This is a genomic window from Dongia sp., assembly GCF_041909655.1.
Taxonomy (GTDB): domain Bacteria; phylum Pseudomonadota; class Alphaproteobacteria; order Dongiales; family Dongiaceae; genus Dongia.
The window spans coordinates 125,651-145,989 of record NZ_JAYRDA010000005.1; the positions used below are offsets into that span (position 1 = coordinate 125,651).

The following is a 20,339-nucleotide window of genomic DNA, read 5'->3' on the forward strand; positions in this document are numbered from 1 at the left end:
CGCCTAGTACAGTAACTGGAGCGCTGGCCTCGTTGACCTCCTTGGCAAGAGCTGACGGCACCGCTGCCGATAGCGTCGCATGCGGGAGGAATCGCCGGTTTGCGCCATTTTTCTCTGTGGTTGGGGGATGGTCGAATCGTTGACCGGCGGCGGATCGGCAGTATGATGCCGGCTCAAATGAGCGCCGAAATCCGCACGCCCCATCCCTTCTTTCCGCACCGGCATTTGCTGGGCATTGAGGGGCTTTCCGCCGACGAAATTGAGCGGCTGCTGGACCTCTCCAACCATTATGCCGATCTGGCCAGGGACGATACCAGTGCCCGTGCGCTTTTGCGTGGTCGGACGGTGATGAACGTCTTTTTCGAGAATTCGACCCGGACCCAGACCAGTTTCGAACTGGCCGCCAAGCGCTTAGGGGCCGATGTCATCAACATGTCGGTCAGCACCTCCTCGATCAAAAAGGGCGAAACCCTGCTTGATACGGCCATGACCCTCAATGCCATGCGCCCGGACGTGATGGTTGTCCGCCACGGCGAATCCGGGGCAATCAATCTCCTTTCACAGAAGGTGGATGGCGCCGTCATCAATGCCGGCGACGGCCGCCACGAACACCCGACCCAGGCGCTGCTCGATGCACTCACGATCCGCCGCCGCCTCGGCCATTTGCAGGGCCTCATCGTCGCCATCTGCGGCGATGTGCTTCATAGCCGGGTAGCCCGATCGAACATCCATCTGCTCACCAAGATGGGTGTCCGCGTCCGCGTGATAGCACCCACCACTCTCCTGCCCTCCGGCATCGACCGGATGGGGGTCGAGGTCTTCACCGATATGCGCAAGGGCCTGAAGGACGTGGACATCGTCATGATGCTGCGCCTGCAGCTGGAGCGCATGCAGGGCGCCTATGTGCCGTCGATCCGCGAGTACTTCCATTTCTTCGGCCTGGATTACGAGAAACTCTCGGTCGCCAAGCCGAACGCCCTCATCATGCATCCCGGACCGATGAATCGTGGCGTCGAGATCGATTCCGAGGTGGCGGACGACATCAATCGCTCGGTCATCCGCGAACAGGTGGAAATGGGTGTCGCGGTTCGCATGGCCTGTCTCGACGCCCTCACCCGCAACCTCGTTGGGTCGAACCGATGAATGCCGTTTCCAAGAATGGAAAGAAGCCGGCTCGGCCGCTGCTGCTGCTCAATGCGCGCATCGTCGATCCTGCCAGCAATCACGACGAACGCGGCGGCCTTCTGGTCAAGGACGAAGTGATCGTCGATATCGGCGCTCATCTCGGGCGTGATCAGGCGCCGGCCGAGGCCGAGATCATCGATTGCGGTGGTCATGTGCTGGCCCCCGGCCTGGTCGACATGCGGGTGCAGTTGCGCGAGCCCGGCGACGAGCATCAGGAAACCATCGATACGGGCAGCCTTGCCGCCGCCGCGGGCGGCGTTACCAGCATGGTCTGCCTCCCCAATACCAATCCCATCATCGACGATGTCTCGGGTGTCGAATACATCGCCCGGCGTGCCCGCGAGACCAAGCGCGCCAAGATCTATTGCTACGGCGCCCTCACCCAGGGCCTGGAAGGCAAAGATCTGGTCGAGATGGGTATGCTGTCGGAATTCGGCGCGCTCGGCTTCACCGACGCCCTACACGCCGTTGCCGACACCCAGGTCATGCGGCGCGCCCTCACTTATGCGCGTACGTTCGACCTTCTCGTCGTGCAGCATCCGGAAGAGCCGCGTCTGGCGGCTGGCGGCGCCATGAACAATGGCGAGCTTGCGACCCGTATCGGACTGCCCGGCATTCCGGCCTGCGCCGAAGTGATGATGATCGAACGCGATCTCCATCTCGTGCGCATGTCCGGCGCCCGCTATCACGTGGCCCATGTCTCGACGGCGGCCTCGGTGGAAGCGATCCGGCATGCCAAGCAGGAAGGCCTGCGGGTCACCTGCGATACGGCGCCGCCCTATTTCTCGTTGAACGAGAACGAGATCGGCGATTACCGCACCTTCGCCAAATTGTCGCCGCCTTTGCGCGGGGAAAGCGACCGGCGGGCGATTGCCGCGGCCCTGGCCGAAGGCGTCATCGACTGCATCGCCAGCGATCATTCTCCCCATGACGTCGAGAGCAAGCGCGTCCCATTCGTGCAGGCCGCGGCCGGTATCATCGGCCTTGAGACGCTGTTGCCGGTGAGCCTGGAGCTTTATCACAAGGGCCTCGTTTCGCTGCTCGATCTTCTTAAATGCCTGACCAGCCGCCCCGCCGAGATTCTGGGTCTGCCGCAGGGCCGCCTTGCCAAGGGTGCGCCGGCGGATCTGGTTCTGCTCGATCTCGAGCGGCCACACCGCATCGACGTGGCCTCCTTCAAGAGCAAGTCGAAGAACTCGCCCTATGATGGCCGTCCGGTCCAGGGTCTGGTGCTGCGCACTTTCGTCGATGGCCGGCAGGTCTTCGCGCTGGAAGGAATGGCATGATGCCGGATTTCGGCCTCGACGGGCTGCCCACCTGGTACATCGCCGGGGCTGTGGTTCTGGGCTATCTCCTGGGTTCGGTGCCTTTCGGCCTGGTGCTGACGCGCATCGCCGGCCTGGGCGATATCCGCCAGATCGGGTCCGGCAATATCGGTGCGACCAACGTTCTGCGGACCGGCAATAAGGGCCTGGCCCTTGCCACCCTGCTGCTCGACGGCGGCAAAGGCGCTGTGGCCGCCCTCATCGCCGCTCAGGTCGCCCCACCACTTGCGGTCATCGCCGGCGGGGCTGCCTTGCTGGGGCACCTTTTCCCGGTCTGGCTGGGCTTCAAGGGCGGCAAGGGCGTTGCAACGACCTTGGGTACCCTTATAGCCGTCAACTGGATGGTCGGCATCGGCGCCTGCCTCACTTGGCTGGTGATCGCCTTCCTCTTCCGCATGTCGTCTCTGTCGGCACTGGTCGCCGTCGCCCTGGCACCGGTCTATGCCTATTTCCTGGGAACCGCGGCCCAAGTTGCCTTCGCGATCTTCGCTGCAATCCTGGTCTGGATCCGCCACCACGAGAATATCGTGCGCCTGTTCAAGGGCACCGAGCCCAGGATCGGGAAGAAGAAAGCAGACAATATTTGATTGAGACGTTGCTCTTTCCAACTAACGCAACATCGTAATGCAGAATTTGATTCTCGTTTTCGCTGCTCTGATCTTTATGGTCATTTGTGCGTTCGCTGTCTGCCGCCTCTTGAACTGGCTAATACGGAGGCTGCTAAAAGCGAGAAACGGGTCTGAAACGCAGATTTCTGCCGCGTATACGCCGCGCCGAGATTTTTCGAGACCAGCATTTAGCCCGCCAACCAATATGAATTGGGGTGGCATAGTTAGTCATCTCCTTGATATTGAGCGATGCACACTTGATGCATTGTTGCCAGGCGGAAAATTGGGCCCAGACCTGATTGCCAATGCCGTAAACGCTCAACGCTACGTCCTGAATGACATCGACATCTTTGCCGTTCTGCGCGTCCATCATCCCGATCGCACTGTTGCCGATATTTGCGACGCGATGCAGGCCGGATCAAAGCTGCTACAAGCGGCTGTGACCATACCTTTTGGAAAGGCCGTGATAACAGATACAAAGCTTGCAGCTCGTTTATCGTTTCAGTCCCGCACAAATCACTGCGCAGCAGGATTTGCACCCAACCCGGATTTACAGCGGACATTGTCTGAAAAAGCGCCCGGCTACTCGGATGCAGCCTATGAGCAGGCAATTGACGAGCTGATAACGGAATACAAACGGTACTGGCTCATGAATGGTGGGGATCTTTATCTCTAGTTGGCACTCGCGCGCAGGCTGAATCTCGGCGGCAAGGAGTTTGTAACAATTTTTCTCACGACCGTTCCCTAGAGCATTTCAGTTTTGGCAGAAGTGCATGGCTCGCATTGTCTTCCCCTGCTTTCGCGAGGATGATAAGCGAGGTCGAAGGGCGGCCTTGACGGTTGACCACCGACTGCCCCACGGATACGACGTGCCCACTTTGCTAGGGGATCCAATTTCCGCCCGTGTCCGAGGGGGATCTGTGTTCGTAGATGACCAAATTAGGGGAGATTCACCTGCTCAAAATGCCTTGGCAAATCGGCATCGATTATCGCGTTACGCGTGGCTGTTCACGATTGATTCCGTTTTGCGGGTAAATTAGGCTGCGGCATGCTCATGCCCTTCCGCCCCCTTACCGATAAAGAACGCCTGGACTGGCTGCGCCTCGCGCGGAGCGACAATGTCGGAACCAGCACCTTCCGCCGGTTGCTGGAGCGATTCGGCTCGGCCGGCAAGGCGCTGGAGCGCTTGCCGGATCTGGCGCGGCGCGGTGGTCGCAAGTTGATCTATCGGGCCTATCCGGAGAGCGCGGCACTTGCCGAACTGGCTCGTCTGGCCGAGCTCGGCGCCCGGGCGATCGCCTGGAGCGAGCCTGATTATCCTGAAGATCTGCGGGCGATCGACACGGCACCGCCCATCTTCACCGCGCGCGGACGATTCGATCTTCTTGCGCAGCCGGGCAAGATCGCCCTGGTCGGCGCGCGCAACGCCTCGGCCAATGGCAGGCGGCTGGCAACAGACATGGCACGCGATCTCGCGGCGGCCGGGGCCGTGATCGTCTCGGGGATGGCCCGGGGCATCGACACCGCCGCGCATCAGGGTGCCCTGCTCGCGCCCTCGGGCGGCACCATCGCCGTCATCGCCGGCGGAATCGACGTGCTCTACCCCCCGGAGAATGCGGCGCTCTTTGATCGGCTTGGCCGCGAGGGGCTCGTCCTGGCGGAAATGCCTCCGGGCACCGAACCCAGGGCGCCCTACTTTCCGCGGCGCAACCGCATCATTGCCGGGCTGTCGCGCGCAGTCGTCGTCATCGAGGCGGCCGTGAAGTCCGGATCTCTCATCACCGCCCGCCTGGCCAATGAACAGGGCCGCGAGGTCATGTCGGTGCCAGGCTCACCCCTTGATCCCCGTTGCCGCGGCAGCAATCACTTGATCCGGCAGGGAGCACTTTTGGTCGAAGATGCCGCACAGGTCCTGGAGGCATTAAATGAGACTATATTCTTAGATTCCATGCCGAAACGTGACCTCCAGTTTCAACCCCAACCCATTGATAATGAACTGGAAACCTCGACGGACGACGCCCGCGACAGCATCCTGTCACTGCTCGGCCCCAGTCCGGTGGAGGTTGACGAATTGCTTCGGCAGTGTCATTGCTCCGCTCCCGTTATGGGTATGGTGCTGCTGGAATTGGACTTGGCGGGCCGCTTGGAACGCCACCCCGGCAACCGGGTTTCTTTGCTGGCGCAGGTCGCCTGACCGCCCTTTTTCAGCCCCATCCCGCGGTTTGTTGCACATTAACCCGAAAGCGGGTCCATGAAGGTCGTCGTCGTCGAATCTCCCGCCAAGGCCAAGACCATCAACAAATATCTGGGTAGCGATTACAAGGTCCTGGCCTCGTTCGGCCATGTCCGTGACCTGCCGCCCAAAGACGGATCCGTCCGCCCGGACGAAGATTTCGCCATGACCTGGGATGCCGAGGGCCGCGGCGCCAAGCAGATCAAAGAGATCGCGACCGCCGCCGCGGGCGCCGAGATACTGCTTCTCGCTACCGACCCTGATCGCGAAGGCGAGGCAATCTCCTGGCATCTGCAGCAGGAACTCAAGGGCAAGAAGAACCTCGCCAAGCTGCCGATGGCCCGCGTGGCATTCAATGAAATCACCAAGCGCGCCGTTCTGGAGGCGATCGCCAATCCGCGCCAGATCGATCAGGAGCTGGTCGATGCCTATCTCGCGCGCCGCGCCCTCGATTATCTCGTGGGTTTCACTCTGTCGCCCATTCTGTGGCGCAAGATGCCGGGCAGCCGCTCGGCGGGCCGCGTTCAGTCGGTCGCCTTGCGCATCATCTGCGAACGCGAAGCCGAGATCGAAGCCTTCCGCGCGCAGGAATATTGGACCATCGAAGCCAGCCTGACGGCACCCGACGGCCAGGTCTTCAGCGCGCGCCTGACGCATCTCGACGGGAAGAAGCTCGACAAATTCGATCTCAAGGACCAGGCGTCGGCAGAAGCCGCGGTCGCCAAGGTCAAGGCCGGCGCGCCATTCAAGGTGTCGCAGGTCGAACGCAAATCGGTCCGACGCAACCCATTCCCACCCTTCATTACGTCGACGCTGCAGCAGGAAGCCTCGCGCAAGCTCGGCTTCGGCGCCGCGCAGACGATGAAGATCGCCCAGCGCTTGTATGAGGGCATCGATCTCGACGGCGAGACGGTCGGCCTCATCACCTATATGCGTACCGACGGCGTCACGCTGAGCCAGGACGCGATCACCGCCGGGCGCAAGCTGATCGGCGAACAATACGGCCAAAAATACCTGCCGGCAGCACCGCGTATTTACAAGAGTGCTGCCAAGAATGCCCAGGAGGCCCACGAGGCCATCCGCCCCACTGATCTGTTCCGCCGTCCGGAACATGTGCGCCACTATCTGCGCGACGATGAATTCCGTCTCTACGATTTGATCTGGAAGCGGACGCTCGCAAGCCAGATGGAAAGCGCCGAGCTCGATCAGGTCGCAATCGACATTGCCTCTGCTGATGGTAAGCAGGTCATGCGCACGACCGGCTCGATCATCACCTTTGACGGTTTCCTGACGCTCTATCAGGAAGACCGCGACGATCCAGTGGAGGACGACGACAGCGGCAAGCGCCTGCCCAAGCTGAAGCAGGGCGATGACGTCTCGGCCAAGGAAATCAAGCCGGAGCAGCATTTCACCCAGCCGCCGCCGCGTTTTTCCGAGGCCTCGCTGATCAAGCGCCTGGAAGAACTCGGCATCGGCCGCCCGTCGACCTACACCTCGATCCTGCAGACGCTGGAAGATCGCGCCTATGTGCGCATCGACAAGAAGCGCCTGGTGCCAGAGGATCGCGGCCGCCTGGTCACGGCGTTCCTGACCAATTTCTTCGACCGCTATGTGCAATACGGCTTTACCGCCGATCTTGAAACCAAGCTCGACGACATTTCCGGCGGCCGTGCCCGCTGGAAGGATGTGCTGTCCGAGTTCTGGAACGATTTTGCGCATCTGCACCAGGAAGAAGTCGCCGGCGAAGGCAAGCTGCCCTCGATGCAGGAGGCCGTTGCCTATCTCGATAAAGGGATCGGCACCCGCTCGGTGGTGATCGACGTGCTCAATGAAGCCCTGGCGCCGCATTTCTTCCCGGATCTCGGCAATGGCAAGGCACCGCGCGCCTGCCCGGCCTGTGCGGGCGGCGAACTTGGCATCAAGCTTGCCAAGAACGGCGCCTTCATCGGCTGCAACAATTACCCCGAATGCAAATATACCAAGCCTCTGGCCGTGCAGACGGAAGAGGAAATCGCCGCCGGCTCCGCCGGGCCGGTCGAATTCGGCAAGGATGAACAAGGGCGCAGCATCACGCTCCGCAAGGGCCCATACGGCTTCTATGTACAGCTCGGCGAAGGCGAGGATGGCGAGAAGCCCAAACGCGTCTCGCTGACCCGTGACCTGGATCCCAATGCCGTCAATCTCGAGATCGCGCAGAAGCTCCTGAGCCTGCCGCGGATCGTCGGCCATCATCCGGAAACCGGCAAACCGATTATGGCCGGGATCGGCCGTTTCGGTCCCTATCTCAACCACGACGGCAAATTCAAATCGATCCCGAAGGATGACGACGTCCTCTCGATCGGCATGAACCGCGCTGTCGAACTTCTCTCTCAGGAAAGCAAGGGCCGCGGTCGCGGCGCCGCGGCGCCGGGCAAGGAGATCGGCAAGCATCCCGAAACGGGCGAAACCGTGACATTGCATGATGGCAAATACGGCCACTATGTGAAGATGGGCAACGTCAACGCGACCTTGCCGAAATCGGTCGATCCATCTGCGGTTTCTCTATCGGAAGCGCTCATTCTAATCGCAGCGCGTGCCGAGAAGGGGGGCGTCAAGGGCAAGAAGACCAAAGCCGCACCGAAGGCAGCCAAGAAGGCCGCAAAAAAGACCACGCCCAAAGAGGCAAAGCCGAAAGAAGCTGCGCCCAAGGCTGCCAAGAAAGCCGTGAAGAAGGCGACGAAAAAAATCGTCAAGAAGAAGGCCTGAGCTTCCTTACTTCAGTCCGTTGCGGGCGCGGCGCGCTTCGTATGTCTGCAAATGGCAATAAACCATGCGCAGGACATTGGCGTCATGGCCATGGTCATGCGCGCGGCGGTACATGTCGCCGATGATATGGTCGGCCTCGACGGGATTACCTCGCTCGATGTCGCGCAGCATCGATGCCATGAAGGTCGAGCCAGGTGCCAGCAACAGCTTGCGGATACTCGACAGGTAGTCGGCATGCGGCGGGTAGCCGTTCTCGGTAGCGACGGCGATCGCTTCCTGCAACATCTCTTCAATCAGTTCGCGGCCTTCGCGGGCGGCCATGACATCACCGACAGCGCCCCGCATCAGGGTCGTGACGCCACCCAAAGTGCTGATCATCACCCATTTGTCCCATAGGGATTGATCGATCGGATCGGTGAGATTCGACGTGAAATTTGCCTTGCCGCAAATGGCCGCGAATTCGCTGAGGACACGCTGCATGCGCGCATGCGCGGGAAAGTCCTCGAACGGCCCGAAGACCATGCGGGCGAACTGGCTCTTGTGGATGATGTCGCCGTCCTGCGACAAGGTCGCCTCGATCTGGCACATGCCGCCGATCATCGCATCGCTGCCGAAGCGATGCCGGAGATCTTCGTTGTGCCGCATGCCGTTGAGGAGCGGTAGCACGATGGCACCGGCGGCAACATGCGGCGCAATCGCAGCAATCGCCTGAGTAAGGTCATAGGCCTTGCAACTCACGATCACGAGATCGAAGGGGCCGGTACCTGCTGCCTGCTCGATTGTCTTGACCTTGATGGTGGCATCCCCCAGGGCGCTCTGAATGACGAGGCCGCGGGTCGCGAGCTGCTGAGCGCGGGCTGAGCGAACCTGGAAGGTAACGTCGCCACCGGCCTGAACCAGTCGGCCGCCAAAATAGCCGCCAACAGCACCTGCGCCCAAAATCAGGATCTTCATGCCTTTTCCCCTCGCCGCACCTAGAGCCGATCTCTCAAGGCATACCACAACATCGCCGCCACGAGCAGTGGATGGCGCAACAACGTCCCCCCGGGGAAAGTCTGATGCCGGATGGCGGAGAAGACATCGAAACGCTCGGCGGTCCCGGCAACCGCCTCGGCGATCAGCTTGCCGATGATGCCCGTCACAGCAACACCTTGCCCGGAATAGCCATGGGCGAAGAATATGTTCCCCATCCGCCCGACATGCGGCAAGCGCGAGACGGTGATGGCCAGCATGCCGCCCCAGCCATACTCGATCCGTTTCCCCGCTAATTGCGGATAGACGCGCAGCATATAGGGTCGCACAAAGGCCGGAATGTCGGTCGGTGGTTTTGTGCTGTAGCGCTCCCCACCCCCGAAGAGCAGCCGGCGATCCGCCGACAGGCGCCAATAGCTCACCACGAATTTTGTATCGGCGACGCAGACGTCGCGGGCGATCACGTCCCGGGCTTCTGCCTCGGAAAGCGGTTCTGTGCCGATGATGAAATTGGCGATCGGCATGATCTTGCCCGCGATACGTGGTTCCAGATCGCCGAGATAGGCATTGCAGGCCAGGACCACATGCTTTGCCTGCACCTCGCCAGCCGAAGTGACGACACGATTCACGGCGCCCTGTTCGATCTTGAGCACACGAGTCTGCTCGAAGAGTTCGGCGCCGGCAGAAGCCGCCGCTTCGGCAAGACCCAAGGCGTAATTGAGCGGGTGCAGATGGCCGCCGCCACTGTCGAGCACGCCGGCATGGAAGATTTCCGAGCCCAACTCGCTACGTATTCCCGCCCGGTCCAAATAGCGTGCGTTGCGATAGCCGTACTTGTTTTCAAGGCAGGTGATCTCATCCTGCATCCAGTGCTGGTCGCGCGCCTTGCTGGCGGCATGGAGGGTCCCCGGCTTAAGGTCGCACTTGATGCCGTGCTGTGCCACGCGATCAAAGATCATCTGGCGCGCCTCTTCGGCCATGCCGAAGAGGGTTCGGGCGCGATCTTCGCCAAAGGCCGCGATCAGTTCTTCCGGCCCCTTGCGCAGGCCCAGATTGATCTGCCCGCCATTGCGGCCGGAAGCGCCCCACCCGATCCGGGCCTGCTCAAGGAGAACAACGTTAAAGCCGCGTTCGGCAAGATGCAGGGCTGCGGAAAGTCCCGTAAATCCGCCGCCGATGACACAGACGTCCGCCGTGACGGCGCCCGACAATGTCGGCCGCTGCGGCGAAGCATTCGCAGTCGCTGCATAATAGGAACTCTGTGGATGTTCAAATGGGCCCATGATCCCCCCGGTCGCTGGCAGGCTCATGTTATAGAAACTCAGCGCACGGGCGCCAAGCCGGGTGGCAGCAGGTCAGGATTGCGCCTCAAGCAGACGCAGGATGCGGTGCAGTGAACAATCGCCGATTCCCATCTGGTCAAGGTGCTGCACGGTGTTGCGCAAATAGTCGATATTCCGGCCCGCAATGCCGACAGCATCGCGGATACGGGCGACCACATCTTCGGGCGAGAGCTTGCCGGCATATTGAGGGTGCTGGCGGTCGGCGATAAATGACAGCGCAGTCACGTCCACACCATCCGGCAGGCGTACCTTGAGGAGGCGCGGAATATAGACACCAGTGATCATTTCACGGCGATGCAGGTAATCGGCCGCTGTCTCGGCATCCTCCGGCGCCACGCGATAGACGCGACCCTGGCATTGGCCGCCGCGGTCGAGACCAAGGACCAGGCCCGGATGCTCCACCGAGCCGCGGTAATGCGTCGAGGTGATGCAGAAGGCGCGGTGATAGCCATAGAGAACGGCCGGTTGCAGATCGATAAACGGAAAATCCGGCCGCCACATCAGCGAACCATAGGCGAAGACGCGCAATTCCTCGCCCGGCTTCGGACGGTAACGGCGATTCTCGATCATCTCCGCTTCGGTCATTTCCGGTTCACCAAGGCAACGCCCAAGGCCACCACGCCGATACCGCAGAGAGCCAGCGCATCCAACCTTTCATCGAACATGAAATATCCACCCAGAGCCGCCACCGGTGGCGTCAGATAGAAGAGGCTCGCGACTTTCGAGGCGGCACCGCGCTGGATCATCCAGGTAAGAAGCGCGATCGAGATGCCGGAAAGGACGACCACGATCCAGCCCATGGCGAAGATGAATTCCGGCTGCCAGTCGATCTCGCCAACGCCGAGGATGGCGACAACCGGCAGCAACGCAATCGTCGCTGCCGCATATTGGATGGCAGCACCCGCTTTCAAATCCGCGTTGGGACAGAAGCGCTTCTGATAGAAGGTCGCAGCGGTAATCCCGAAGAGCTGGATGAAGGCAAAGACCAGCGCCCAGACGTGCTCTGGATCGAAGCTGAGCTTGTGCCAGATCACCATGGTCAGGCCGATGAAGCCGAGGACCGCGCCCAGCCATTGCATCGGTTTCAGATGCTCGCCGAGCAAAGGCCCGCTGAGAGCCGCCGTCGCGATCGGCTGCAGGCCGGCGATAAGAGCGACGATGCCGGCCGAGAGCCCGGCATAAATCGCCGCGTAGCAGCCGCCGAGATAGACCGCCTGCAGCAGCACGCCCGTGACGGCGATATGGCCGATTTCGGATTTTGTCCGCGGCCAGCGCGCGCCGAACACAAGACCGAGAACCAGCATCATGACCGCGGCGATGGCGAAGCGGATGGTGAGGATGGTGAAGGGCTGCGCGTAAGGAATGGCGAATTTCGCCACCAGAAAGCCGGTCGCCCAGAGCAACACGAACAAGACCGGCACGCCACGCATCAGGAGGTTGGTATCCGGCGCGGCCTCGATCTTCCGGGAAGGGGGCGTTGCCCCCTCAGCCATTTTCTCCGCCCAGCAGGAAGGCCAGCATGGTCTCGCTGAAATGATGCGGGAACTCGACATTGCAGAGATGGAAGCCACCAGGTACGACATGAAACTTCGCGCCGGGGATGGCCTGGGCAATCCGCTCGCCCGCGGCCGGTGTCGCGCCCGGATCCTTCTCGCCGGCCATTACCAGGGTCGGCGCTTTGATCGATTTCAGTTGGTCAGGTTCCAGTGTCATGTCCCGGATCGCCGCCGAGCAGCCATTGAATCCGGCGACGGGCGTCGTGGCGATGAGATCGCGAATCCATTGTGCCGAACGCGGCGCCGCCTGCTGGAACTCGGCGGAAAGCCAGCGGGCCATGGTGCCATCGATCTGGCTGTCCATGCCGAGCGACGTGGCGGTTGCGATACGATCATCCCAGCCCTTCTGTGCATCCGGTCCGACCGGTCCGGTGAAAGTAGAGGACAGGATCAGTCGATCGAGGCGCTGACCATGGCGCAGTCCCAGCGACTGGCCGATGAGGCCGCCGATGGACAGGCCGCAGAAATGAAACCGCTTGATGCCGAGATGATCGGCAAGCGCCACCACGTCATCGGCAAGTTGATCGAGGCTGTAGGCGCCCGCCGGGGCAGCACTCGCGCCATGGCCCCGCATGTCGAAGGCAACCACGCGGAAATGCCGCGCCAGGACCGGCAACTGCAATCCCCACATTTCATGGCTGGTGGCGAGCGAGTGAGCGAGAAAAAGCGCTGGCCGGGTTTCCTCCCCGGCCAGCGTCACATGTAGTTCAGTTCCGTTGATCTTGGCGCGCATGAAATCAGTCGGTCTTCTGGCCGGCCTTGGTCAATTGCTCCAATTGGCGCTGCAAGGCCTGCATTTGGGATTTGAGGTCGGAAAGCTCGTCGCCCCCTTTGGCCCCCTCGCCCTTCGGGTCCGGCGGCAGTGGACCGTTCGGCCCTGTGCCGCCCGCCAGCTTGAACGGGTTCCACATGCTCATCGCCTGCTGGAAGAAGGCCATGTTCTGCTTCGACATCTCTTCCATCCGGTCGAGCGGAAAGACGGCGCCGAAATTGTCCTTCATGTATTGCCGGATCTGGTCCTGATTGGCGCCGAAGCTTTCCATGCTCTTTTCCAGATAGCCGGGCACCAGGAACTGGAGGTTATCGCCGTAAAGGCTGATCAGCTGCCGGAGGAAGTTGATCGGCAGCATGTTCTGCCCCTTCGATTCCTCCTCGACGATGATCTGGGTGAGGACCGAGCGGGTGATGTCCTCGCCGGTCTTGGCGTCCTCGACCGTGAAATCGAGCCCCTCGCGCACCATCTGGGCGAGGTAGTCGAGCGTCACATAGGAACTCGTCGCCGTGTTGTAGAGACGGCGGTTGGCATATTTCTTAATACGGACCGGCGCCGGCTTTTCGCCGGTTTTCGTCTGGTCACCTGACACGGCCATTCTTCACTCTCCCCATCCGCGCCCGTTGATTTATGCGATGCAAAACATGCTGGCTTAACGGGAACATATTCGGGCGCTAAGACCAGCATAGCACTACCGGGGGGCCATGTGGCAATGCGGTCGCTGCGCTGCAAACCCCTGATCCGATGGGGTCTTCGCAGGGGCAGCAAAGCGTGGGTTTCCCTGGCGAACCGGCTTGGCTATAGTCCCTAAATGACTGAAACGCCGGGAAACAAGCAAAGTGCCGCGGCCCCCAGCCTGGAAGAGCTGGCGCGCCGCCTCCTGGACCTGTGGCAGAACCAGCTTGCCGCGGCCGCGGCCAACCCGGATCTCGCGAGCCAGGCCGCCCGGTTGATGGCCGCGATGCCCCTTCCCGGCATGTGGCTGGGTCAGATGGGCCAGATGGGCCTGCAATCCGGTGCTCCGATGCCGGGGGCCGGCGCCGACATGGCCAAGGCCTGGGCAGATCTCGCCCGGAATTGGATGCGCCCTGCAAATATGGGAGGCCAAACCGATGGCAGCCGAGAGCCAGGAACAGCCACCGGCACAGCGTCGGCTGGGACCCCGACCCCTGCCGCAGCATCTGAGCCTCGCGGCGTCGAGTTGGACGAACTCCGCGCTCGCCTTGCCGGCCTTGAGAAGCGCCTTGGCGAATTGGGCAAGCCAGCAAAGCCAGCCAAACGGCAGCCCGCCAAACGCAAACCTAGATCAGCTCGCGGAAGCGATGCGCGCGCTGGAGCCGGAAATCCAAAAGGCGGACCCGCTGGCCCTGATGACGGCGCTGCAGGATGAGGGCCGCCGTCGCTTTGGAGAATTGCTGAACGGGATCGAGGCCTATCGCCGCCATCCCTACCGCCGGGGCCTCCCCGACATGCCGGTGCTGTGGGACGAAGGCACCACCAAATTGCGGGACTACCGCACCCATCGGGATGACAAGACCCGACCGCGCGTGCTGGTAGTGCCGTCGCTGGTCAACCGCTTCTATGTCCTTGACCTGGAGTCGCAGGCCAGTTTCCTGCGCTGGCTCGACGGCAACGGCTTCGATCCCTTCGTGGTGGATTGGGATGGGCCCGGCTATCTCGAGCGTGGTTTCTCGCTCTCGGATTACATCGTCGGGCGATTGCAGACGGCCTTGCAGGCGGTGCGCCAGGAACCGGGTGGCCCGATCATCGTCATCGGCTATTGCATGGGCGGCAATCTCGCCCTGTCGCTGGCCCTCCGACGGCAGAAGGATATTGCCGCCCTCATCTGCCTCGCCACACCCTGGGATTTCCATGCCGAGAATGCGCCCCATGCGCGCATGGTGGGCGAGATCGGCCATTACCTGGAGCCGGTCCTGCAGATTCTGGGTGAGCTTCCGGTCGACATGCTGCAATCCTTCTTCTCCGGCCTCGATCCCTTCCAGGTGCTCAAGAAATTCCAGTTCTTCGGCACCCTCGCCAGCGACAGCGATTCCGCCCGGCGCTTCGTGGCGCTGGAAGACTGGCTCAATGACGGGATCAGCCTGTCGGCACCGGTGACGCGCGAATGCCTCACCGGCTGGTACGGCGCCAACACCACCGCCAATCTGGAATGGCGGGTGGGCGGCAAGGTGGTGGATCCGGCCGAGCTGGATATTCCCGTGCTCAATGTGATCCCCAATGCCGATCGCATTGTGCCGCCGGAAAGCTCGCGCGCCCTCACCCGCCGTTTCAATATCGTCGAGGAGATGGTCCCTCATGCCGGCCATATCGGCATGATGGTGGGCCGCAGCGCCGCCCGCGATGTGTGGGAGCCGGTGGCTGGCTGGATTCGGCGTGTCATCGACATGTCACCCCGCGCCGCACATTAGGCATTTGCGCCGCCGCCTCGCGGCAGACATAAAGCCCGCGCTACTTTGGATCGACTTGCGCGACGGTTCGTTCCGAAACTTTCATACAGAAAAATAATAAGAGCGAGACGGAAAGACGGAATGGACACGACGACCCTGCTTCAGGCCGTGCTGCTCGGCGCCATCGAAGGACTGACCGAGTTCCTGCCGGTCTCCTCCACCGGGCATCTCATTCTGGTGATCGACCTGCTCGGCTTTCAGGGGCCAAGCGGCAAGTTTTTCGAGATCGTCATCCAGCTGGGTGCCATCCTGGCCGTTTGCTGGGTCTATCGCGCAAAGCTCTTGGGCGTCGCCTTTCATCTTCATGATCGGCCACCGGCACGGCATTTCGCGGCGGTGATCCTCGTCGCTTTCCTGCCGTCGATGGTGGTGGGTGTGCTCGCCTACCGGATCATCAAGGAGGTGCTGTTCTCGCCCCTCATCGTCTCCGTCATGCTGATCGTCGGCGGCATCGCCATGTTGCTGATCGAAAAATTCCGCCCGCAGCCACGGGTGCATGCGATCGAAGAGATTTCATTGCCGCGGGCACTTGCGATCGGCCTCTTCCAATGCACCGCCATGATCCCCGGCGTCTCGCGTGCCGCCGCCACGATCATGGGTGGAATGCTGATGGGTGTCGATCGCAGGAGTGCGACCGAATTCTCGTTCTTTCTTGCCATCCCGACCATGTTGGCGGCGACGGTCTACGATCTCTACAAACATTGGGGAGCGCTCGATTCCAGCGGCGTCCTGATTATCGCGATCGGTTTCGCCACGGCCTTTCTGGTAGCCCTTGCCGTCGTAAAACTAGCGATCGGCTTCGTCGGGCGGCACGGCTTTGCGCCGTTTGCAATCTACCGCATTGTCCTCGGGGCAATCATGCTGATGTTACTTCTGAGCTGATCGGAAACTCGGGCAATAAAAAAGTTCAGGCAAAGAAAAGGGACAGGGCGCGTGCCCTGTCCCAACTCTCGGATAAATCAGCAATCAGCTGCGGCGCTGAGCATTGTCCTCGCCGCGCTGACGCTCCTTATCTTGCCGATTGGGATCCTGCCGATTGGGATCCTGCTCGCCCTGCTGGCGCTGCCGCTCGCCGGGCTGCTGGTTCTGCTGGCGCTGCGGTTCACCGCGTTCCGGCTGACCCGGCTGGCGGGGCGTTTGCCCCTGCTGGTTTTGCTGGTTCTGCTTCGGATCACGATTCGGCTGGTTCGGTTGGTTGGCCATCACGAACGTCCTTTCATTTGTCCTTGGGCGCAGCATGCTTGCTGCACTCATTCCAACAGCCTCGCGCCGCCCCTGTTCCGCTAAGTCCCTGTGACATATTGTTCAAATGGGCGATGTGTCGCGGCGCAATCCCATGCTGCCAGCGTGGTAGAAAAGATGTGCTGCGCCGCGATATGACTCATTGCAACGCAACCAGCGAGCAGGCGGGCGACATAATGGAACATCGTCAATTGGGCAAATCCGGCCTCAAGGTGCCGGCCTTGAGCTTCGGCACCGCGACCTTCGGCGGCGGCAATGAGTTCTTCGACAAATGGGGTGCGGTAGATGTGAAGGCCGCCGCGCGCCAGGTCGATATCTGTCTCGAAGCCGGACTCAATTTCTTCGACACCGCTGACGTCTATTCCAACGGTGCCTCTGAATCGATCCTGGGCGAGGCCTTGAAGGGCCGGCGCAACCAGGCGCTCATCTCGACCAAGGCCACCTTTGCCATGAGCGACGCCCCCAACAATGTCGGCTCCTCGCGCTTTCATCTCATAGAGGCCTGCGAGGCCAGCCTGAAGCGCCTCGGCACCGATCACATCGATCTCTATTTCATGCATGGCTTCGATGCGCTCACCCCTGTCGAGGAAACCCTGCGCGCCCTCGACGACCTCATCACCGCCGGCAAGATCCGCTATATCGGCTGTTCCAATTTCAGCGGCTGGCACGTGATGAAGTCGCTGGCCACATCCGAGAAGTATGGCCTCGCCCGCTACGCCGTCTATCAGGGTTACTATTCGCTGATCGGTCGCGATTACGAGGAGGAGCTGATGCCGCTCTGCCTCGACCAGGGTGTCGGCACCATGGTCTGGAGCCCCCTGGGCTGGGGCCGCCTCACCGGCAAGATCCGCCGCGGGCAGGACCAATCGAGCCGCATCAAGAGCGGCGGCGCCGAGGGCGGCCCGCCGGTCGAGAACGAGTTCCTCTACCAGGTGATCGACGTCATGGACGAGATCGCGAAGGAAACCGGCAAGAGCATCGCCCAGATCGCCCTCAACTGGCTCCTCGCCCGCCCGACCGTATGCAACCTCGTCATCGGCGCCCGCGATGAGGCGCAACTGAAACAGAACCTCGGCGCCCTGGGCTGGAGCCTCACAGCGGATCAGATGAAGCGCCTGGACGCGGTGACGGAAAAAACACCGACCTATCCCTATTGGCACCAACGGGACTTCCAGGAGCGGAATCCGCGGGTGGTGGGGTAATTTGTTGCCAGTTTAGCGGCAGCTTACTTCTCTCCCTAAGACTTAGTGCCATAAGCGAACCAATTTCATTGCTTTCCAACACGGCAAAATAGACCGTCACTACGTGCGTTTGAAGTTTCTAACATAGCGTGTAAATATAGCGCCCATTACTCTAATTTGAATGTAGCGATATGGGGCTCGCAACAGGCACTTCCCAAAATGCCTCAGGGTATCGGTTTTGCGAATCTTGATGCCTGCAAAGACTGTCGGGAGGCTCGCTTGATCAAATCAAAATTATGGGATGCGTTACACCCGCTCGCATCTCGGATGCCGAAACTAGTTAAAGAACATGAGGTTCTGAGAATTGCGCTCAGCATTGAGGGTAAAGACCCTATTCAAGGAGCAAATCTTGCTCGCCAAGAAGTATTGAAGTGGGCCCAAAAACGATGCGGCGGGAAACTTCCGGCAGAGGCTTGGGAACTCCAAGAATTTGAGTATTTCTCGGGTGGCCGTAACAGCGTTGGCGTTCGTATCGAAAATGAAGCTTCGGATATCTGGGCAATCCGCGCCGATGATCCGGATAAAACTGTCGCGGGCCGCATCTGGACCACCGAGGTAGTGGTTGGTCTTATGGGCGATCAATCTCCCCGCTTTAGCGCGAGACTCTTAGCTAGTACGGCAGAAGAAGCACTAAACGTAGAGCCGCATACACCCGGCTTCGTCCAGCAAGTTGCCGAGAAGTGCGGCTTAACTAGCGGAAACACGCACATTGAAGCAGTTCCTTGGTTGATTGACTCGGAAAGCGAAGCCGATGATCTAATTGCACTGCTGTTAGATCCTGGACGCCGTGTACCAGTTTTCGTACTAACCGTTCCTGAAACAAGCACAACAAGCGCACCTCTGATTGACGCCTCTATGCTAGCACGCGCAACGCTAGGCATTGCTTAAGTAGTCATATTGCCCGCGTCTTACACTTGGGGCCTAACGCATAGCCTTGGAAAGCAACGCTCTGTATTTGGAGGAAGTGTCCGCGCTTACCTCCCTAGCTTCTCTGAAGATTCTGATCCGTACGCTCATAGGTTAGTGTTGGCTGACCAGCTGTCGTCAACCGATGGAGCTGCTCAGTGTCTACGATGGATGCGATCCTTGGCCGCCACCGAAAGTGTGCGACGCGCCGTTCTCGGCAGAGACGTGCTCACATTTGCATCAATTCGGAACGCTGGCCTGATACTAAAACAACAACGCTTAGAAAACGAAGGAGCAAGTGAAAGTGACCAGTTAGAAACCGCAAAGGCACGCATTAGTCTTCTTGAACAACAGGTTTCGGATCTACACGAGAGCCTTGAATACTTTGATACGGAACATAAACAAGCAGAAATTCGAGCTGAGACCGCTGAGGAACAAGTAAGAGCCTCAGCATATCGCGTACAGCAACTTCTAGATCGAATCAGAAATGAGAATGGCTACTCAGACGCCGACGTCGAACTGCCTATTTCGTGGGAATCGTTAATCAGTTGGTGTGATGTTCAGCTCGCCGGCCGCGTAACCTTGAGTCCCCTTGCGCGACGTAGCATAAAGTCCGCAGAATTTGAGGAAGTCGAAGTAGCAGCAAAGTGCCTATTGTGGTTAGCAAACGAATGCCGAAGCCGCCGCATTGAAGGCGGCGAGGGCACGTTGCGAGACGAAGTCGTAATGGATGGTATTCGCAATGCTCATTGCGGCGCTGATCAATTTGATTTGGACTGGCAAGGTCAACGCCATACTGCCGATTGGCACATAAAGAATGGGGGAAACACACGCGATCCCAAACGCTGCCTCAGAATCTATTATTTTTGGGACATGCTGACACAGCAAATTGTCATAGCTCAGATGCCGGCACATAGGCGCACTGGAGCAACATAGTAGTTCTTAATTGGTTATTGCGTGGCTACTATCTTGGGTTTATGCGCCCCACATCCGCACTCCGCCGCGTGATAGCGGCCGGTGGGTTCGACCATGCCGCCTTTGCCGTACATGTCATGGGGGCGCACCCAATCGGCGAGCGTGCCCGTGGGGCCATTTTCGGCGCGGCCTTTCGGCGTCACGTCGAGAAAGGCATAGGCGCCGAGGAACATTTCCGAGCCGCGGGTATAGGAGGAATAGGTGTGGAATATCTGGCCCGTTTCATCCTTGAAGAAGACGCTGTTGCCGGAGAGGTCCTGCAAGGGCGGTGAGATTTCCCGGTAATTGAACCAGGCCTTGCCCGCCGCCATTTCCTCCTCGGTGAAGGAGACGTGGAAGTCGAAATTGAAATCGTTGGCATAAGACGAGACCCAATTGACGCGCCAGCCCATGCGGCGGCGATAGGCCTCGATCTCGTTGATCCGCGCGCGGGCCACGACGGCATAGGCGATGTCGTGGTTCTCGATATGGTCGAGGATGCCGGTCAGGTGATCGACCTCGAACGAACAGCCGACGCATTGATGCTGCTGGCCCGGCCCCATCATGAAATGCTTTACGAAGAGCTGCGAGCGGCCGCGGAAGAGATCGGCGAGGGTCACCTTGCCGTTCGGGCCGTCGAAGACATATTCCTTTTCGATCCGGACCCAGGGCAAGGCGCGGCGCGCGGCGTTGAGTTCGTCCTGCATTTTCGTGAAGGCCTTCTCGCGGGCGAGCAAATCGATACGCGCCCGCTGCCAGGTGGCGCGGCTGGCAATTTGATGCTGCATG

At 60.5% G+C, this 20,339-nt stretch carries 19 protein-coding genes; 11 read left to right on the forward strand and 8 right to left on the reverse strand.

The features are described from left to right. The first annotated feature begins 177 nt into the window (after positions 1–177). The 6 genes from ACE3PR_RS11725 to topA all read left to right on the forward strand — a co-directional run bounded on the left by ACE3PR_RS11725 (position 178) and on the right by topA (position 8,096). Entirely contained in the window at positions 178–1,143 is a 966-nt protein-coding gene (locus ACE3PR_RS11725; RefSeq protein ID WP_374371947.1) for an aspartate carbamoyltransferase catalytic subunit, read from the forward strand. Beyond that, positions 1,140–2,471 (forward strand): dihydroorotase family protein, encoded by a 1,332-nt coding sequence (locus ACE3PR_RS11730; protein WP_374371949.1) that lies wholly within the window; start codon positions 1,140–1,142, stop codon positions 2,469–2,471. Before ACE3PR_RS11725 ends, ACE3PR_RS11730 begins: the two co-directional genes overlap by 4 nt. Further along, positions 2,471–3,097, forward strand: a complete 627-nt coding sequence (plsY, locus tag ACE3PR_RS11735) for a glycerol-3-phosphate 1-O-acyltransferase PlsY (RefSeq protein WP_374372644.1) — start codon at positions 2,471–2,473, stop codon at positions 3,095–3,097. The genes ACE3PR_RS11730 and plsY overlap by 1 nt, the downstream gene beginning before the upstream one ends. 37 nt (positions 3,098–3,134) lie before the next feature. Continuing rightward, entirely contained in the window at positions 3,135–3,794 is a 660-nt protein-coding gene (locus ACE3PR_RS11740) for a hypothetical protein (protein ID WP_374371952.1), read from the forward strand. A gap of 372 nt (positions 3,795–4,166) precedes the next feature. Further along, the gene (gene dprA / locus ACE3PR_RS11745) at positions 4,167–5,312 is read left to right on the forward strand and encodes a DNA-processing protein DprA (protein WP_374371955.1); all 1,146 of its coding nucleotides are present in this window, start codon (positions 4,167–4,169) and stop codon (positions 5,310–5,312) included. 57 nt (positions 5,313–5,369) lie between these two features. After that, complete coding sequence (gene topA / locus ACE3PR_RS11750) at positions 5,370–8,096, forward strand: type I DNA topoisomerase (protein ID WP_374371957.1); 2,727 nt, start codon at positions 5,370–5,372, stop codon at positions 8,094–8,096. 6 nt (positions 8,097–8,102) lie between these two features. On the opposite strand, the gene ACE3PR_RS11755 is transcribed toward topA, so the two are convergent. The 6 genes from ACE3PR_RS11755 to phaR form a co-directional block, all read right to left on the reverse strand. Further along, positions 8,103–9,050, reverse strand: coding sequence for a ketopantoate reductase family protein (locus ACE3PR_RS11755; protein ID WP_374371960.1), 948 nt, complete (start codon positions 9,048–9,050; stop codon positions 8,103–8,105). A 20-nt stretch (positions 9,051–9,070) separates the two neighbouring features. After that, positions 9,071–10,351: an NAD(P)/FAD-dependent oxidoreductase gene (locus ACE3PR_RS11760; protein ID WP_374371962.1), complete on the reverse strand. Its 1,281-nt coding sequence runs from the start codon at positions 10,349–10,351 to the stop codon at positions 9,071–9,073. A gap of 72 nt (positions 10,352–10,423) precedes the next feature. Next, positions 10,424–10,996, reverse strand: coding sequence for a gamma-glutamylcyclotransferase (locus ACE3PR_RS11765; protein ID WP_374371965.1), 573 nt, complete (start codon positions 10,994–10,996; stop codon positions 10,424–10,426). Then, on the reverse strand, positions 10,993–11,904 hold the full coding sequence (locus tag ACE3PR_RS11770) for a DMT family transporter (RefSeq protein ID WP_374371967.1): 912 nt from the start codon (positions 11,902–11,904) through the stop codon (positions 10,993–10,995). Before ACE3PR_RS11770 ends, ACE3PR_RS11765 begins: the two co-directional genes overlap by 4 nt. Next, positions 11,897–12,700 (reverse strand): alpha/beta fold hydrolase, encoded by an 804-nt coding sequence (locus ACE3PR_RS11775; RefSeq protein ID WP_374371969.1) that lies wholly within the window; start codon positions 12,698–12,700, stop codon positions 11,897–11,899. Before ACE3PR_RS11775 ends, ACE3PR_RS11770 begins: the two co-directional genes overlap by 8 nt. A gap of 4 nt (positions 12,701–12,704) precedes the next feature. Then, complete coding sequence (gene phaR / locus ACE3PR_RS11780; protein WP_374371971.1) at positions 12,705–13,337, reverse strand: polyhydroxyalkanoate synthesis repressor PhaR; 633 nt, start codon at positions 13,335–13,337, stop codon at positions 12,705–12,707. Positions 13,338–13,851: 514 nt separating this feature from the next. On the opposite strand from phaR, the gene ACE3PR_RS11785 reads away from it, so the two are divergent. After that, entirely contained in the window at positions 13,852–15,168 is a 1,317-nt protein-coding gene (locus ACE3PR_RS11785) for an alpha/beta fold hydrolase (RefSeq protein ID WP_374371974.1), read from the forward strand. Positions 15,169–15,288: 120 nt separating this feature from the next. Beyond that, positions 15,289–16,089: an undecaprenyl-diphosphate phosphatase gene (locus ACE3PR_RS11790; RefSeq protein WP_374371976.1), complete on the forward strand. Its 801-nt coding sequence runs from the start codon at positions 15,289–15,291 to the stop codon at positions 16,087–16,089. 84 nt (positions 16,090–16,173) lie between these two features. On the opposite strand, the gene ACE3PR_RS11795 is transcribed toward ACE3PR_RS11790, so the two are convergent. Further along, positions 16,174–16,410 carry a hypothetical protein gene (locus ACE3PR_RS11795; protein WP_374371979.1) on the reverse strand — a complete coding sequence of 79 codons (237 nt, stop codon included), beginning with the start codon at positions 16,408–16,410 and terminating at the stop codon, positions 16,174–16,176. A 215-nt stretch (positions 16,411–16,625) separates the two neighbouring features. On the opposite strand from ACE3PR_RS11795, the gene ACE3PR_RS11800 reads away from it, so the two are divergent. The 3 genes from ACE3PR_RS11800 (at position 16,626) to ACE3PR_RS11810 (ending at position 19,532) form a co-directional block, all read left to right on the forward strand. Then, positions 16,626–17,651 carry an aldo/keto reductase gene (locus ACE3PR_RS11800; RefSeq protein ID WP_374371981.1) on the forward strand — a complete coding sequence of 342 codons (1,026 nt, stop codon included), beginning with the start codon at positions 16,626–16,628 and terminating at the stop codon, positions 17,649–17,651. Positions 17,652–17,909: 258 nt separating this feature from the next. Continuing rightward, on the forward strand, positions 17,910–18,578 hold the full coding sequence (locus ACE3PR_RS11805) for a hypothetical protein (protein ID WP_374371983.1): 669 nt from the start codon (positions 17,910–17,912) through the stop codon (positions 18,576–18,578). A gap of 198 nt (positions 18,579–18,776) precedes the next feature. After that, the gene (locus tag ACE3PR_RS11810; RefSeq protein ID WP_374371986.1) at positions 18,777–19,532 is read left to right on the forward strand and encodes a hypothetical protein; all 756 of its coding nucleotides are present in this window, start codon (positions 18,777–18,779) and stop codon (positions 19,530–19,532) included. 14 nt (positions 19,533–19,546) lie between these two features. On the opposite strand, the gene ACE3PR_RS11815 is transcribed toward ACE3PR_RS11810, so the two are convergent. After that, positions 19,547–20,338: a DUF899 domain-containing protein gene (locus ACE3PR_RS11815; RefSeq protein WP_374371988.1), complete on the reverse strand. Its 792-nt coding sequence runs from the start codon at positions 20,336–20,338 to the stop codon at positions 19,547–19,549. Position 20,339 lies beyond the last annotated feature (1 nt).

Excerpts from the sequence above, each read along its gene's own strand:
- ACE3PR_RS11725 (WP_374371947.1), top strand. The coding sequence starts at position 178 with ATGAGCGCCGAAATCCGCACGCCCCATCCCTTCTTTCCGCACCGGCAT.
- ACE3PR_RS11730 (WP_374371949.1), top strand. The coding sequence starts at position 1,140 with ATGAATGCCGTTTCCAAGAATGGAAAGAAGCCGGCTCGGCCGCTGCTG.
- plsY (WP_374372644.1), top strand. The coding sequence starts at position 2,471 with ATGCCGGATTTCGGCCTCGACGGGCTGCCCACCTGGTACATCGCCGGG.
- ACE3PR_RS11740 (WP_374371952.1), top strand. The coding sequence starts at position 3,135 with ATGCAGAATTTGATTCTCGTTTTCGCTGCTCTGATCTTTATGGTCATT.
- dprA (WP_374371955.1), top strand. The coding sequence starts at position 4,167 with ATGCTCATGCCCTTCCGCCCCCTTACCGATAAAGAACGCCTGGACTGG.
- topA (WP_374371957.1), top strand. The coding sequence starts at position 5,370 with ATGAAGGTCGTCGTCGTCGAATCTCCCGCCAAGGCCAAGACCATCAAC.
- ACE3PR_RS11755 (WP_374371960.1), bottom strand. The coding sequence starts at position 9,050 with ATGAAGATCCTGATTTTGGGCGCAGGTGCTGTTGGCGGCTATTTTGGC.
- ACE3PR_RS11760 (WP_374371962.1), bottom strand. The coding sequence starts at position 10,351 with ATGGGCCCATTTGAACATCCACAGAGTTCCTATTATGCAGCGACTGCG.
- ACE3PR_RS11765 (WP_374371965.1), bottom strand. The coding sequence starts at position 10,996 with ATGACCGAAGCGGAGATGATCGAGAATCGCCGTTACCGTCCGAAGCCG.
- ACE3PR_RS11770 (WP_374371967.1), bottom strand. The coding sequence starts at position 11,904 with ATGGCTGAGGGGGCAACGCCCCCTTCCCGGAAGATCGAGGCCGCGCCG.
- ACE3PR_RS11775 (WP_374371969.1), bottom strand. The coding sequence starts at position 12,700 with ATGCGCGCCAAGATCAACGGAACTGAACTACATGTGACGCTGGCCGGG.
- phaR (WP_374371971.1), bottom strand. The coding sequence starts at position 13,337 with ATGGCCGTGTCAGGTGACCAGACGAAAACCGGCGAAAAGCCGGCGCCG.
- ACE3PR_RS11785 (WP_374371974.1), top strand. The coding sequence starts at position 13,852 with ATGGCAGCCGAGAGCCAGGAACAGCCACCGGCACAGCGTCGGCTGGGA.
- ACE3PR_RS11790 (WP_374371976.1), top strand. The coding sequence starts at position 15,289 with ATGGACACGACGACCCTGCTTCAGGCCGTGCTGCTCGGCGCCATCGAA.
- ACE3PR_RS11795 (WP_374371979.1), bottom strand. The coding sequence starts at position 16,410 with ATGGCCAACCAACCGAACCAGCCGAATCGTGATCCGAAGCAGAACCAG.
- ACE3PR_RS11800 (WP_374371981.1), top strand. The coding sequence starts at position 16,626 with ATGGAACATCGTCAATTGGGCAAATCCGGCCTCAAGGTGCCGGCCTTG.
- ACE3PR_RS11815 (WP_374371988.1), bottom strand. The coding sequence starts at position 20,338 with ATGCAGCATCAAATTGCCAGCCGCGCCACCTGGCAGCGGGCGCGTATC.